At 41.6% G+C, this 15,077-nt stretch carries 13 protein-coding genes and 1 rRNA gene; 5 read left to right on the top strand and 9 right to left on the bottom strand.

Annotation, left to right across the window (positions count from 1 at the left end):
- The 9 genes from HQN88_RS23505 to dnaA all read right to left on the bottom strand — a co-directional run.
- Positions 1-596, bottom strand: a 16S ribosomal RNA gene (locus tag HQN88_RS23505); the annotation flags it as partial.
- 342 nt (positions 597-938) lie between these two features.
- A complete protein-coding gene (locus HQN88_RS23500) occupies positions 939-2,006 on the bottom strand; it encodes an HD-GYP domain-containing protein (protein ID WP_173117076.1) in 1,068 nt (355 codons plus the stop codon).
- Between the two features lie 82 nt (positions 2,007-2,088).
- Positions 2,089-4,581 (bottom strand): DNA gyrase subunit A, encoded by a 2,493-nt coding sequence (gene gyrA / locus HQN88_RS23495; RefSeq protein WP_173117074.1) that lies wholly within the window; start codon positions 4,579-4,581, stop codon positions 2,089-2,091.
- Between the two features lie 48 nt (positions 4,582-4,629).
- Positions 4,630-6,546 carry a DNA topoisomerase (ATP-hydrolyzing) subunit B gene (gene gyrB / locus HQN88_RS23490; RefSeq protein ID WP_173117072.1) on the bottom strand — a complete coding sequence of 639 codons (1,917 nt, stop codon included), beginning with the start codon at positions 6,544-6,546 and terminating at the stop codon, positions 4,630-4,632.
- A 35-nt stretch (positions 6,547-6,581) separates the two neighbouring features.
- Positions 6,582-6,830 carry an extracellular matrix regulator RemB gene (remB, locus tag HQN88_RS23485; protein ID WP_173117070.1) on the bottom strand — a complete coding sequence of 83 codons (249 nt, stop codon included), beginning with the start codon at positions 6,828-6,830 and terminating at the stop codon, positions 6,582-6,584.
- A gap of 5 nt (positions 6,831-6,835) precedes the next feature.
- Positions 6,836-7,954: a DNA replication/repair protein RecF gene (recF, locus tag HQN88_RS23480; protein WP_173117068.1), complete on the bottom strand. Its 1,119-nt coding sequence runs from the start codon at positions 7,952-7,954 to the stop codon at positions 6,836-6,838.
- 27 nt (positions 7,955-7,981) lie between these two features.
- A complete protein-coding gene (gene yaaA, locus HQN88_RS23475; protein WP_056622694.1) occupies positions 7,982-8,197 on the bottom strand; it encodes a S4 domain-containing protein YaaA in 216 nt (71 codons plus the stop codon).
- Positions 8,198-8,209: 12 nt separating this feature from the next.
- The gene (dnaN, locus tag HQN88_RS23470; protein WP_173117066.1) at positions 8,210-9,352 is read right to left on the bottom strand and encodes a DNA polymerase III subunit beta; all 1,143 of its coding nucleotides are present in this window, start codon (positions 9,350-9,352) and stop codon (positions 8,210-8,212) included.
- Between the two features lie 180 nt (positions 9,353-9,532).
- On the bottom strand, positions 9,533-10,900 hold the full coding sequence (dnaA, locus tag HQN88_RS23465; RefSeq protein ID WP_056622690.1) for a chromosomal replication initiator protein DnaA: 1,368 nt from the start codon (positions 10,898-10,900) through the stop codon (positions 9,533-9,535).
- Between the two features lie 624 nt (positions 10,901-11,524).
- Here dnaA and rpmH point away from each other — a divergent pair.
- The 5 genes from rpmH to mnmE all read left to right on the top strand — a co-directional run bounded on the left by rpmH (position 11,525) and on the right by mnmE (position 15,064).
- Complete coding sequence (gene rpmH / locus HQN88_RS23460) at positions 11,525-11,659, top strand: 50S ribosomal protein L34 (protein ID WP_028557239.1); 135 nt, start codon at positions 11,525-11,527, stop codon at positions 11,657-11,659.
- Between the two features lie 135 nt (positions 11,660-11,794).
- Positions 11,795-12,154: a ribonuclease P protein component gene (rnpA, locus tag HQN88_RS23455; protein ID WP_173117102.1), complete on the top strand. Its 360-nt coding sequence runs from the start codon at positions 11,795-11,797 to the stop codon at positions 12,152-12,154.
- Between the two features lie 71 nt (positions 12,155-12,225).
- Positions 12,226-12,999 carry a membrane protein insertase YidC gene (gene yidC, locus HQN88_RS23450; RefSeq protein ID WP_068667027.1) on the top strand — a complete coding sequence of 258 codons (774 nt, stop codon included), beginning with the start codon at positions 12,226-12,228 and terminating at the stop codon, positions 12,997-12,999.
- Positions 12,996-13,613 carry an RNA-binding cell elongation regulator Jag/EloR gene (gene jag / locus HQN88_RS23445; protein WP_057314190.1) on the top strand — a complete coding sequence of 206 codons (618 nt, stop codon included), beginning with the start codon at positions 12,996-12,998 and terminating at the stop codon, positions 13,611-13,613. The genes yidC and jag overlap by 4 nt, the downstream gene beginning before the upstream one ends.
- A gap of 74 nt (positions 13,614-13,687) precedes the next feature.
- Positions 13,688-15,064, top strand: a complete 1,377-nt coding sequence (mnmE, locus tag HQN88_RS23440) for a tRNA uridine-5-carboxymethylaminomethyl(34) synthesis GTPase MnmE (protein ID WP_173117064.1) — start codon at positions 13,688-13,690, stop codon at positions 15,062-15,064.
- Positions 15,065-15,077: the final 13 nt, after the last annotated feature.

Here is a 15,077-nt window from a genome sequence, read left to right as displayed (position 1 = left end):
TTAAATGACCGCCTGCGCGCGCTTTACGCCCAATAATTCCGGACAACGCTTGCCCCCTACGTATTACCGCGGCTGCTGGCACGTAGTTAGCCGGGGCTTTCTTCTCCTATACCGTCACACAAAGAGCAGTTACTCTCCTTGCTGTTCGTCTAGGGCAACAGAGCTTTACGATCCGAAAACCTTCATCACTCACGCGGCGTTGCTCCGTCAGACTTGCGTCCATTGCGGAAGATTCCCTACTGCTGCCTCCCGTAGGAGTCTGGGCCGTGTCTCAGTCCCAGTGTGGCCGTTCACCCTCTCAGGTCGGCTACGCATCGTCGCCTTGGTGAGCCGTTACCTCACCAACTAGCTAATGCGCCGCAGGCCCATCTTCAAGCCACAGATTGCTCCGTGTTTTATGATTCTCTCATGCGAGAAAACCAGTTATCCGGTCTTAGCTATCGTTTCCGATAGTTATCCCAGTCTTAAAGGCAGGTTACCTACGTGTTACTCACCCGTCCGCCGCTAGCTTATCCCGAAGGATAAACCCGCTCGACTTGCATGTATTAGGCACGCCGCCAGCGTTCGTCCTGAGCCAGGATCAAACTCTCCATAGTAGAAAGATGACTTGCTCATTTGAAGCTAGCGAGATTTCGCAATCTCTTTTATAGTCGATTACTCGACTGTGCTTACTCACTCGTTGTTCAGTTTTCAAAGATCAATTATTTCCTTATTAATCCTTCGCCCCTCAAAGGCGACTTGATCAATATACCACATCGGCCTACTCGATTGCAAGAACTTTTTTTAATTTCTTTCGTTCTTTCGTTCGACCGCCAAAGCGACAAGGAGTAATATAACAAATAGCTAAAAGGATTGCAAGTTTTATTTTCAATATATTATTAATTAACCAATATATAAAAAAACCTCACTCTCAGCGAGTGAAGGTTGACTAGAATATTTTATATGGTGCTGATCACATCTTGTATGAATAGATTTCTTTCAACGGTTAAGTTAACAATTGTACCATTTACATTAACCCATGGTCTTGTAGGATGTGAGCGATCAGAGAACACAATCTCACCTACACGGTTGTCACTTAGTTTCACAAGCGTTCCGTTACTAATTTGCGTAGATTTGTTCATAAAGACTTGGACGAGTGTAGGATCTACTTTACCGAAGGACTCGTTCAGCAACTGCTCTAATACTACATAAGGAGATAAAGCAGCTTTGTAATAACGCTCATTCGTCATCGCGTTATAGATGTCAGCAATAGCAACAATTTTGGCATATACATGAATCTTGTCTGACTTAACGCCGAGTGGATAGCCTGAACCATCTTCTCTTTCATGATGTTGAAGGGCTGTTAGTTTTACACCTTCATTAATGCCAGACATATTCTTGAGAATTTGATAGCCAATCAATGTGTGTTGCTTAATCTCGTCCATTTCTGATGCATTTAAGGGAGTCTTCTTCTCCAGAAGTGCGCGATCTACTTTGCTGGTACCAATATCGTGAAGTAGACCTGCCATTGCTATTTGAAGTAAATCTTTCTGCGGAAGACCTGCCCATCTTGCTAAGGAGTATGAAGTTAAGCTTACTAAAATACTTTTATGATGAATATACTCATGTAGATTCCGATTCTTAGGTGTGAATGTGAGCACTTTGTAAGCATCAATATGTCGAATAAGCGTTTCGAGGCCTGTTCGAATTTCTAAGATAGGAAGCTGTTGTCCACCATTAGCAAGAAGGAATACTCTCTTGAGCAGTTTCACCATATTCTGATATTCCACATAAAAGGGATGAACTGCCTCAACTTCTTTAACTTTAGGCCCTTCACTCTCTTGTTCTACTTCATCGCTGTTCTTGGACTCAATATAAACAGAAGAAATGAGAAATGCCCTGAGAATTTCAAGTTCCCTCTCCTGAATGACTCTTCCTTTATGAAAAAGTGTATTACCCATCTTAGTTGTTACATTATCGCCTAATCTTTCACCATATTTTATTTGCGAAACGGCTACTGTCGGCACGGTCACTCACTCACCTTACTATTTCGAATACTTCATATTGTAAAGTAAAAGGGATGGGTTTGTAAGCCCCCATCCCTACATTTTATTCCTCTGACTCTGTTGCTTCTGCTGACTCTTCCCAGTCGCCGTCTTCCTCAGACTCGTTCTGTTCTTCATTCTTCTGAACGCGAGCCAACGTCCCTACTTCGTCATCTTCACGTATGTTAATGAGACGAACACCTTGTGTATTACGCCCCATGACAGATATGCCGTCCATGCTCGTACGGATGACAGTACCAGATGCTGAAATAATCATCAGATCCTCATCTTCTTGCACGACTTTAAGACCAACAATCGGACCGTTCTTCTCCGTGACATTTAGAGTCTTAATCCCTTTACCGCCACGTGACTGAATCCGATACTCGGAAACAGGTGTCCGCTTACCGAAGCCTTTGGATGTTACGATTAGTACACTATTATCTTCATGAACAACGTCCATATCAATAACAGCATCCTCATCATCCAAGTGAATACCTTTTACTCCCGTAGCTGATCTACCCATCGAACGCACATCGCTCTCAGGGAAGTGAATGGACATCCCTAGCTTAGTCCCCATAATAATGCCCTGGTTACCGTCTGTAAGTTTCACACCAATAAGATCATCATCTTCTCGTAAATTAATGGCGATTAAACCACCTTTACGAATGTTTGAGTAATCATCAATCGGTGTTTTCTTAACAACCCCTTGCTTCGTTGCAAAGAAGAGATACTGCTCTGTTTCAAAGCTTTCAACAGGAATCACCGCATTTACGGTTTCCCCTTGTTCGATTTGAATCAAATTAATAATTGGTGTCCCACGAGCTGTACGGCTCAAATCTGGAATCTCGTAAGCTTTCAAACGGTATACTTTACCTTTATTCGTAAAGAACATGAGATAATGATGTGTATTCGTAACGAACAAATGTTCGACGAAGTCATTATCTTTCGTATCCATACCAACTACACCGCGTCCTCCACGCTTCTGGTTCCGATATGTCGTAACCGGTAGGCGCTTAATGTAGCCAGTGTGCGTGATTGTAATAACGACATCTTCACGTGGGATAAGGTCTTCATCTTCAATGCTTTCTTCACCAACTGTAATTTCAGAACGTCGGTCATCACCGAACTTTTCTTTAATTTCATTCAGTTCTTCACTAATAATCCCAAGAATTAATTGCTCATCGGCAAGAATCGCTTTAAGTTCAGCAATTCTCTTCATGAGTTCGGCATATTCAGCTTCAATCTTCTCACGTTCCAAACCAGTCAAACGCTGTAAACGCATATCGAGAATGGCTTGTGCTTGATCTAGGCTCAGACTAAATGTCGACATGAGTCCTTCTCTCGCTTCATCCGTTGTACGAGAAGAGCGAATTAGCGCAATGACTTGATCCAAGTGATCAAGTGCAATTCGCAAACCTTCTAAGATGTGCGCTCTCGCTTCCGCTTTGCGCAGATCAAATTCGGTTCTACGACGAATAACTTCTTGCTGATGTTTAAGATAATAATGCAGCATCTCACGAAGATTCAAAACTTTTGGTTCTCCGTTGACGAGAGCGAGCATAATGATTCCAAAATTGGACTGCATAGCTGTCTGCTTGAACAAGTTGTTCAGAACAACGTTAGGATTAACATCGCGTCGCAGCTCAATAACTACACGCATCCCGTTACGATCTGACTCATCTCGAAGATCTGTGATGCCATCAATCTTCTTCTCACGTACAAGCTCAGCAATTTTCTCTACTAATCTTGCTTTATTTACTTGATAAGGCAGCTCATTCACGATGATTCTAGCCTTATTATTATTCTCTTCAATGACCGTTCTAGCTCTCATCGTAACGGAGCCTCTACCTGTGGTATAGGCTGATCTGATGCCCTCGCGTCCAAGAATGAATCCGGCCGTTGGGAAATCAGGTCCTTTGATAGCTTGCATTAATTCCATAGGCGTGACATCTGGATTTTCGATCATCATCTGAATACCCTCGATAACCTCTCTTAGGTTATGTGGAGGAATATTCGTTGCCATACCTACGGCAATCCCTGAACTACCGTTAACAAGTAAGTTCGGGAAACGAGAAGGAAGAACAACGGGTTCATTTTCTTCGCCATCGTAGTTTGGTTTGTAATCAATAGTCTCGCGGTTAATATCACGAAGAAGCTCCATAGCAATCTTCGATAAACGAGCCTCGGTATAACGCATAGCTGCTGCCATATCGCCGTCAATCGATCCAAAGTTCCCATGTCCATCAACAAGCATATAACGCAGGGAGAAATCTTGTGCCATCCGAACCATGGTTTCGTATACAGCAGTATCACCGTGTGGATGATACTTACCGATAACTTCACCAACGATTCTCGCTGATTTCTTATGTGGCTTATCTGGAGACATACCTAGTTCAGACATCGCAAACAAGATACGACGATGAACCGGCTTCAGACCGTCTCTAACATCTGGCAGTGCGCGACTGACAATGATACTCATCGCATAGTCTAAGAAGGATGTACGCATTTCGGTCGAAATGTCAATTTCTTTGACTTGCGAATGTAATTCTTCGCTCATGAATGTTCCTCCTGAAAGCTTACATCGTTTGCAACGTCTCGGACGACGTTAGATATCTAAATTTTTCACGTATTTCGCATGTTCCTCGATAAAATCACGTCTCGGCTCTACATTATCGCCCATCAATGAATCAAAGAGTGTATCTGCTTCTATAGCATCTTCGATCGTCACTTGCAGAAGTGTACGGCTTTCCGGATCCATGGTCGTTTCCCACAGCTGCCCCGGATTCATCTCACCAAGTCCTTTATACCGTTGGACATTGACTTTCACGCCTTCACCAAACTCTTGCATAATGACTTCACGTTGCTTTTCGTTATACGCATAGCGAATTGTTTTATTACGCTCAAGCTTAAAGAGTGGTGGTTGTGCAATATACACATAGCCAGTCTCAATTAGTTTTTTCATATAGCGGTATAGGAAGGTAAGCAGCAATGTACGAATATGCGCACCATCCACATCGGCATCCGTCATGAGGATAATTTTGTGATAACGTGCTTTGGCAATATCGAAATCATCACTGATCCCTGTGCCGAAAGCCGTAATCATCGCACGAATTTCCGTATTGGATAAAATACGATCCAAACGAGCCTTTTCTACATTCAAAATTTTACCACGCAGAGGCAGAATCGCTTGGAAGTGTCGGTCACGACCTTGCTTAGCTGAACCACCTGCAGAGTCACCTTCTACAATGTAAATCTCACTGATTGAAGCATCTTTGGAAGAGCAATCTGCTAGTTTACCTGGCAGGGCACTGACTTCAAGCGCACTTTTGCGGCGAGTCAGTTCTCTAGCTTTACGCGCAGCTTCTCTTGCTCTAGCAGCTTGAATCCCTTTTTCAAGGATTTTCCGAGCTACAGCAGGATTCTCTTCAAGGAACTCTTGTAGTTTCTCTGCGAAAAGCGATTCCACAATACCACGAACTTCGCTGTTACCAAGCTTTGTCTTGGTTTGACCCTCGAACTGTGGCTCTGGAATTTTCACGGAAATAATCGCAGCAAGACCCTCGCGCACGTCATCCCCAGAAAGATTCGAGTCGCTTTCTTTGATCGAATTATTTTTACGGGCGTAGTCATTCAGGATCCGCGTCAATGCACTTTTGAAGCCTGATTCGTGCGTTCCACCCTCGTGTGTGTTGATATTATTAGCAAAAGAGTAAATATTCTCGGTATAGCTATCGTTGTATTGTAGCGCAATCTCAATCGAAATATTGTCTTTAGCACCTTCAACATAGATCGGGACTTCATTGACGACTTCACGATTGCGATTTAAATGCTGCACAAAGGACACAATACCACCTTCGTACATATGCGTTGCTACTGTATCCGTACGTTCATCAATTAAATTAATCTCAATGCCTTTATTCAAGAAAGCAAGCTCACGAATTCTGGATTGCAGCGTATCGAAATCGTATTCTGTTGTTTCTTTGAAAATTTCCGGATCTGGTTGGAACGTGACTACCGTACCTGTTTCTTCCGTTTCACCGATCACCTTTACGTCATACTGGGGCGCACCGCGGCGGTATTCTTGCTCATGAATTTTGCCTTCACGTTTAACTTGAACTGTCAGTAACTCGGACAGTGCATTAACTACGGAAATACCTACACCGTGTAGTCCACCAGATACCTTATAACCGGAATCATCTCCACCGAATTTCCCCCCTGCATGAAGCACCGTAAGTACAACTTCAAGCGTTGGTCTTTTCAGTTTCGCATTTTCTCCGACAGGAATCCCACGTCCGTTATCAATAACGGTAACGCTGTTATTTTTATGGACTATAACATCAATTTTTGTACAAAATCCGGCCAAAGCTTCGTCAATACTATTATCTACAACTTCCCAAACGAGATGATGAAGTCCTCGGGCACTGGTTGAACCAATATACATACCCGGTCTTTTGCGAACGGCTTCTAAACCTTCCAAAACCTGAATCTGACTGTCATCGTACGCATTTTGATTCACAGACATGCTACTCTTCACCTGCTTTTTTATATTAAAAGAAGTTAATTCGTCAATAACTGATTGGCTCTTTTCTTGAGCGTGGTCGAGGAAATGGGGGAATAGTAGACTTTACTTTTGGTAACGACTAGCGATTTGCAATCTTCCTCACCAATTTGCTCCGTTCTTTTATCCTTTAATGCTTGTTGAATGAACTGCTTTGATATTTTGGATGACTTCTCAATCGAAATATCAAATATAGCAATCAATTCAGATGCTCTAATGATTTTCTCTCCACCCAAATGAATAAACATGCTTCTCAGCTCCTGCCGCTTACATTTCCTTTCAAAACATGAAACACGGAAGCATGATCCAGTTGGTCCAAATGAACACTCTCTAGACCTGTTGTCGTAATAAACGTTTGGACTTTCTGCTGAAACGTGCGAATTAACTGTGTCTGTCTATATTCATCCAGTTCCGATAGGACATCATCTAGCAGTAGCAGAGGATACTCACCAACTTCCTCGTGAATGAGCTCAATTTCTGCTAGCTTGAGTGATAGCGCAGTTGTACGCTGCTGACCTTGGGAACCGTACGTTTGGACTTCTTTGTCATTTATGTAAAAGAGAAGATCGTCACGATGAGGGCCCACTAAAGTTACGCCTCTTCGGAATTCCTGATCTTTCACCAAAGATAACTTTATCATAAATTGGTTTAATAAAACAGATTCATCTTCAAATGGCTCCATGTCAAAAGAAGGGGAGTAGCGAATCACTAATGATTCACTGTCGTTCGTTATCCCTCTGTGGATATTCTCCGCCCATTTTTGAAGCTTCTTTATGAAGTTTTGACGCTTTTTCATAATTTTAACACCATACTGTGCTAATTGTTCATTCCAGATGTCCAACATGGCGTCAGGAGTGCTTTTTCCGGGGTAATTCTGCTTTAAATAATTATTCCGCTGCACCAGTATTTTCTGATATTGAGACAAGTCGTGAATATAGGAAGGCTGTACTTGACCGATTTCCATATCAAGAAAACGTCGTCTTATGCCAGGCGTCCCTTTGACGATCTCTAAATCCTCCGGCGCAAACATGACAACGTTCAGTGCACCAATAAAATTACTGAGCTTTTTCTGCTCAAGACCATTAATTTTCGCTTTTTTCCCCTTGGAAGAGATGGAGAGATCCAGTTTACAGTTGCCGTACAATTTCTGAATCTCTGCATGCAGCAGCGTTTGCTCACCGTTCCAGCCAATTAGTTCTTTGTCCTGGTGAGTACGATGCGATTTGGTCATGGCCATCACATAGATGGATTCCAGCAAATTCGTTTTACCTTGCGCATTGGGTCCAACGAAAATATTCACGTTATTCGATGTTGTTAATTCAACATGATCGTAATTTCTATAATGACTGAGTACGAGTTTATTCAGAAACATGGCCGATCATCCCCCTGGTTATTCCGATCAGGAGCTTATGACCTCGAATTGTCCAAAACCTTCTACCTTGACGATATCCTGTGGCACAAGTTTCCGACCTCTGCGATTTTCAGCTTGCCCGTTCACTTCGATTTTGGTTTCCACAACAAAAAATTTAGCTTGTCCACCTGTGGATATACAGTCCGATAACTTCAAAAACTGCCCAAGTGTAATATATGCAGTGTTGATAACTATTTGTTTCATGTTACGCACTCCTTAATTCGTTGTTCGGTACGGCAAAATCAGCTGAAGAATATTTGTGGAATCTTGTGGTTTCATGATAATGGGCTGCATAGCTCCTGTAAATCCAATTTGAATAAACTCGGAATCGAGTACTTTGAGCGCATCCAACATATATTTGGAGTTAAACGAAATCTTCAGTAAATCACCAACAATATGCTGCAGGGCAATTTGTTCGGTTACTTTACCTAGCTCGGAGGAGCTGGATGAGATTTCAATGGTTTTGTCCTCAAGCATCATCATTTTAACAATATTCGTTTTGTCTTCTTTGGAGAGAAGGTAGGCACGATCAATCGCTTCTGCCAATTCTTTCGTTGGAACAACCATTTCCGTTTGAAAGGATTGGGGAATGAGCTTAGACGTATCAGGATATGTGCCATCCAAAATACGCGAATAAAATAAAATGTTTTGAATTTTGAATAAAACTTGATTGTCCGCAATAACTATATCTATAAGGGTGTTTTGATCAGGCAAAATTTTGCTTAACTCATTCAGTGTACGTCCTGAAATAACGATATTAGGCAGGTTTTGTGCTTGTTCGTTATCAACAGTGACTTCTCTGCTTGCCAGGCGATGACGATCACATGCGATAAATTTCAACTTATCACCTGAAATGTTCCAAAGAACTCCTGTAAGAATAGGTGTTGATTCATTGGTGGATACAGCATAAGACGTTTGTTTAATCATGGTTTTAAGCAAATCACTTGGTAGACGAAGCATTTTGCTTTCTTCGATTTCTGGAAGCAGCGGATACTCATCTGGATCTAAGCCCATGATTTGAATTTCAGAAGAACCGGAACGAATAATCGTTTGAAAGTTGGCTTTAACTTCAATTTCGATTAATTGTGCTGGCAGCTTACGAATAATTTCAACGAAAAATTTAGCGGGAAGTACAACACTCCCTGCTTGAATAAGTTCAATAATTTTAATTGTGCTGTTTTCACTTGCTGTAAAGCTCTGAATAGAAATGTCGGTATCACTAGCCGTTAGCGTAACACCGCTTAAGGTTGCATCTATTTTGATCCCTGTAAGAATGGGTATCGTTGTTCGAGAGGATATGGCTTTGGAAACGTGACCAATGGATTCGATTAAATGGTCTTTTAGGATAGTTAATTTCATGACTTCACTCCTGCAGTTCTTTTTTTACGACGCGTTAGCATAATCATTATATAATAACATTCTTTATTAGTAATAGCAGTAGGGGCTCTGGATATGTGGATATGTGGATGAACCTGAGATAGAGCAAGCCTATCCACATGTGAATAGATTGTGCATAGGCTTATGAAAAATGTGATGTTATTAAGAGGGGTTTTTGATGCGTTCCGTTAAGTTATGGACAATCTTATATAATTCTTGATCCACTTTGAGCTGCTGTACAATTTTCTCATGCGCATGTATAACGGTCGTATGATCGCGACCCCCAAAATTATCTCCGATTTTCGGCAAAGAGAAGTCTGTGAGCTCCCGTGCAAGGTACATGGCTACTTGCCTTGGGAAAGCCACGGCTTTTGTTCGTTTACGCGCTTTGAAATCCTCGAGCTTTAAACCATAGAATTCTCCAACTCGCGCTTGAATATCCTGTATCGTAATGACTCTTGGTCGGTTCGATGGGATGATATCCTTCAATGCTTCAGCCGTTAAATGAACGCTTATATCTTGATTAATTAGGGACGAGTACGCTACAACACGTATTAATGCGCCCTCGAGTTCTCGGATATTCGTATCAATTTGGTTCGCGATATAGATCATAGCTTCATTCGGAATCTCTAGATTCTCGGCTTTAGCCTTTTTGCGTAAAATGGCGATACGTGTTTCTAGATCTGGCGGTTGAATATCTGTAATAAGTCCCCATTCAAATCGTGAACGTAACCGATCTTCCAGGGTTGGAATCTCTTTGGGTGGACGGTCACTTGAGATAATAATTTGTTTTCCTTCCTCATGAAGCGCGTTAAATGTGTGGAAAAACTCTTCCTGCGTTCCTTCTTTCCCCGCAAGGAATTGAATATCATCGATAAGCAGTACATCTATGGTTCGATACTTGTTACGAAAGCCTTCGCCGCGGTTATCACGGACTGCATTGATAAATTCATTTGTAAACTTTTCGGAGGATATATATAGAACCCGAGAGCCAGGGTTATGTTCAAGTACATAATGTCCGATCGCATGCATGAGATGAGTTTTACCTAGTCCAACACCCCCATATAAAAAGAGGGGATTATACGCTTTGGCCGGCGCTTCAGCTACTGCAAGGGAAGCTGCGTGAGCAAAACGGTTGCCAGAACCGATGACGAAGGTATCAAATGTGTACCTAGCGTTCATCATACTTGTAAAGTTTTCTTCACCAGCTACAATGGCTGGACCTTTGGGAGGAATGACAACCGGTTGAATGGCTTGCATCGATTGCGACTTCTGATCTTCGGTTTCGATGATGAATTTAACGGATACATGCTTTCCCGTAAAATCATAGATCGTTCCTTCGATTAGCTTCGTGTATCTACTCTCTAGCCACTCCTGCGCAAAATTATTAGGTGCGCAAATAATGACTGTTGAATCATTGAATACAGTTGCCTTCGTTGATTTGAGCCAAGTATCGAAACTTGGTTTGCTAAGCTTTGTTTGAATAATCGTTAAAATTTGTTGCCAAAGGTCCGTAGAATGGCCTTCCACAGTACTTCACTCCTTTTGAATCAAACATGTGGCATAGGCCAGGGGAAAGATGGTTATGATTTATGGATAAAACGTGAAAACAAACAACTCACGTAGGAATCTCGAAGAATAGTAGTTAGCATTTAGTGTGCCCAAATATCGTCCAAAAGAATCTAGTGTCTGGTGGGGTCAAAAAAGGATGACTTTTGTCGGTTTTATCCACATAACTAAGGATCCGCAGAAATGACTTATTCTTGTAGAGGGAAGTTTGTGCACATTGTTATCCACAGGTTGTTGATAACTTGGAGGATTAGTGGTGTATATCCACAGCAGAAACATTACTATCTTAACAAAAGATACCTTGTTAATCAACGGATTGTTTCGCATTATCCACAATAACAACAACTTGTGGGTAGAAATTGTTCACAACACAAGATATTGTTGATATTCTGTTGATTTTCGACAAAGTTTGTTCTTTCTCGTCAAAACTTTATGCACAGGTTGTTCTTTTTGTCGGTAGCGAGGAAATCTGCGATCCAAATACTGCACACTTGGGTAGGTTGACTTTCTTCTGTGAAAATGATTTAATGAGTAGTAGAAATTTTGTAGGATGGATATCCTCAGCCAGGTAGGGAGGTGCTATAGATGGGTCCAACATTTAACCCGAATACGAGAAAGCGTAAGAAGAACCATGGTTTCCGTAAAAGAATGAGCACGAAGAACGGTCGTAAAGTTCTACAAGCTCGTCGTCTTAAAGGAAGAAAAGTTCTTAGCGCGTAAGAAGAGGCTCCGAAAGGGGCTTTTTTTTTTGCATTTTGCTGCACGGTTTACATTGAACTGGTTTTGTTAAAACTAGATTAGATATGTAGTGTTCTTTCAACTAATGAATGTGATCTGTCTGGAGTGTACATGGCTGTGGAGAAACAATATCGGTTAGCAAAAAGGGAAGACTTTAGTAAGGTGTATCGCTATGGGAAATCGATGGCCAATCAACAATTCGTTCTATATTATTTGCCGCAGCCCAAAGCAGAAGTTTTTCGTTTTGGTGTTTCTGTTTCCAAGAAAATTGGCAATGCGGTTGTACGTAATCGATTAAGACGAATGATGAAAGAAATTATTCGGTTGAAAAAAGAAAATATGACGCCTCAATATGACTACATTCTGCTGGCTAGAAAACCGGTTGTTGATATGGCTTACGCAGACATGGAGAAGAGCATCTGGCATGTCATTCGTAAAGCTTCTTTATATAAAAAAAATGACGCCACAAAAAAGTGACGCAATATTTCCTTGCGGACTGAAGATGTGTTATAGTTTATCTTGGAAAAGACATTTAGGAGGATCTCATTTTGACTCGTCGAATTTATATGCTAGTAGCACTGTCTTCGGTGATTTTACTTTTGTCCGGATGTAGCCCGTCAAATGCAGCATCTGCGCCAATTGACCTGAACACGGCTAATTTTTTTACTAAGTACTTTACGTACCCGCTTTCACAAACGCTTGACTGGTTCGCCGATCATCTTTGGGGTCAATATGGATTATCCATCTTGGTTGTTACATTGATTATTCGATTGATTATTTTGCCGCTTACGCTTAAGCAATACAAAAGCTCTAAACGGATGCAGGATCTGCAGCCTGAAATGAAGAAGCTTAAAGAGAAATATAAAGATGATGCGAAAAAGCAACAAGAAGAAACGATGAAACTATTTCAACAAAATGGTGTTAATCCGTTAGCAGGTTGTTTTCCAATCATCGTGCAAATGCCAATTCTAATTGCTCTTTACCAAGCGATTATGCGTAATCAAGAGATTCATGAGCACACGTTCTTATGGTTGAATCTTGGTAAACCGGATCACTTATACATCTTACCGTTGATTGCCGCGGCTACGACGTTCATTCAACAAATGTTCATGTCTTCCCAAATGAATCAACAAATGAAAAGTTTAATGTACATTTTCCCGGTCATGATTTTCGTTATGTCCATGAATTTTGCATCGGCACTTCCGCTATACTGGATTTACGGTAACATTTTCACAATCGTTCAGTCTTATTTCATCTATGGTGCTCCTGGTTCACAAAAAAAGCCTGGATCTCAAAATAATAAGGGTGGCCTGTCGAAATGAAGAAAATCGTGGTGACTGGAAAGACAATTGAGCTAGCAGTTAAATCTGGTCTAGATCAATGGCAAGTTTCGGAGGATCGTGTACATATTCATATTTTGGAACAGCCCTCACGAGGGTTGTTCGGGTTTATTGGATCCAGAGTTGCGAAGGTTGAGCTCGAATTGATACCCGATCCACTTGAGGAAGCGATAGCTTTCTTACAAGATATGTTCGAAGCGATGCAAATTTCCATCACCATAGATACACATAAAGATCGTGAAGGCTATATCTTAAACATGAGTGGCTCGGAATTAGGTATTTTGATCGGAAAAAGAGGACAAACACTCGATGCGCTTCAGTATTTAGTTAATATTGTGGGTAATCGTTATGCGAATTCTCATTTTCGCATCATCTTAGATGCGGAGAATTTCCGTGATCGACGGAAGAAAACGTTGGAAGAGCTGGCGTTAAGACTGGCTAATCGCGTGATTAAGTCGAAAAAAGAAGTTATTTTGGAGCCGATGAATTCGCAAGAACGTAAGATTATTCATGCGGAATTACAAGGGCATCCCGTTATCAAAACGTACAGTAAAGGCGAAGAACCGAATCGTCGGGTTGTCATCGCTGTTAAATAACACAGATCGCAATGACCTAGTTCATATGTCATTGCTTTTTCTTTAAGATGAGGTAAATTCGAGGTGCAAATACTATGTTAAATGATACGATTGCTGCTATTTCTACACCGCTTGGTGAGGGTGGGATAGCGGTTATTCGTGTGAGCGGCGAGGATTCTGTCACATACGTTGAACGTATTTTCCGCTCAAAAACGAAATTATCTGTTGCTGATACGCATACGGTACATTATGGATTCATTATAGAACCTGCTTCCGCCGAAAAGGTAGAGGAGGTTCTAGTTACGTTAATGAAAGCTCCGCGATCCTTTACTATGGAGGATGTAGTCGAAATTAGCTGTCACGGAGGGATTGTCTCCGTTAAGAAGGTGCTTGATTTATTGCTAGTACAAGGGGTTCGCTTAGCGGAGCCTGGTGAGTTTACAAAGCGAGCTTTTTTGAACGGTCGTATTGACTTAACACAGGCAGAAGCAGTTATTGACTTAATTCGAGCTAAATCGGATCGAGCCTTCAAAGTAGCTTTGAAGCAAGTGGAAGGTAATTTATCCAAACAGATTAAGCATTTGCGCTACATTCTGGTGGAGTTAATGGCTCATGTTGAGGTGAATATTGACTACCCAGAACATGATGTAGAGGAAATGACAAATGTGTTCATCAAAACGAAGTGTGATACGGTCATGTTGGATATTGATCGTTTATTGGTGACCGCAGAGCAAGGCAAAATTTTGCGCGAAGGCATTGAGACGGCAATTGTCGGCAAACCTAATGTTGGGAAGTCATCTTTGTTAAATGAATTAGCTCAACAGAATCGAGCAATTGTTACTGATATTCCAGGAACCACGCGGGATGTCATAGAGGAGTTCGTTAATATTGGCGGTATTCCGCTGAAGCTGCTTGATACGGCTGGTATTCGCGAGACTTCGGATATTGTCGAACAGATTGGTGTGGAGCGATCAAAGACTGCCTTAGCTGAGGCTGATCTCATTTTACTAGTACTGAATAGTAATGATGAGCTTCAACTCGACGAGATTGCATTAATGAAGCAGCTGGCGGATAAACAAACGATCGTTATTCTGAATAAGATTGATTTGGATCGCAAATTAGATGTGGATCAGGTGCTTAGTTATTTCCCACAAGAACGTATTGTAGAACTGTCCCTGATTGAGAATAAAGGTATTGAGGATTTGGAAAAAGCGATCGCGGCGATTTTCTTTGAAGGAAAGCTCGAATCTAGTGATTTAACATATGTGAGTAATGTTCGCCATATTTCCTTGTTGAAGCAGGCCAAGCGTTCCTTGCAGGATGCATTGGATGCCAATGAGCAATATGTTCCGATTGATATGATTCAAATTGATATCCGAGCTGCTTGGGAGCAGTTAGGGGAGATTATCGGCGATTCTGTAGGTGAGTCCTTAATCGATCAAATTTTTACACAATTCTGCTTAGGAAAATGAAAATCGACAGCAT

The sequence above is a fragment of the Paenibacillus qinlingensis genome (assembly GCF_013204845.1).
Taxonomy (GTDB): Bacteria; Bacillota; Bacilli; order Paenibacillales; family NBRC-103111; genus Paenibacillus_E; species Paenibacillus_E qinlingensis.
This window is presented reverse-complemented; position numbering and strand designations above follow the sequence as displayed.

Excerpts from the sequence above, each read along its gene's own strand:
- remB (WP_173117070.1), bottom strand. The coding sequence starts at position 6,830 with ATGTTTATTCATTTGGGTGGAGAGAAAATCATTAGAGCATCTGAATTG.
- gyrB (WP_173117072.1), bottom strand. The coding sequence starts at position 6,546 with ATGTCTGTGAATCAAAATGCGTACGATGACAGTCAGATTCAGGTTTTG.
- mnmE (WP_173117064.1), top strand. The coding sequence starts at position 13,688 with ATGTTAAATGATACGATTGCTGCTATTTCTACACCGCTTGGTGAGGGT.
- rpmH (WP_028557239.1), top strand. The coding sequence starts at position 11,525 with ATGGGTCCAACATTTAACCCGAATACGAGAAAGCGTAAGAAGAACCAT.
- dnaN (WP_173117066.1), bottom strand. The coding sequence starts at position 9,352 with ATGAAATTAACTATCCTAAAAGACCATTTAATCGAATCCATTGGTCAC.
- recF (WP_173117068.1), bottom strand. The coding sequence starts at position 7,954 with ATGTTTCTGAATAAACTCGTACTCAGTCATTATAGAAATTACGATCAT.
- gyrA (WP_173117074.1), bottom strand. The coding sequence starts at position 4,581 with ATGAGCGAAGAATTACATTCGCAAGTCAAAGAAATTGACATTTCGACC.
- jag (WP_057314190.1), top strand. The coding sequence starts at position 12,996 with ATGAAGAAAATCGTGGTGACTGGAAAGACAATTGAGCTAGCAGTTAAA.
- yaaA (WP_056622694.1), bottom strand. The coding sequence starts at position 8,197 with ATGAAACAAATAGTTATCAACACTGCATATATTACACTTGGGCAGTTT.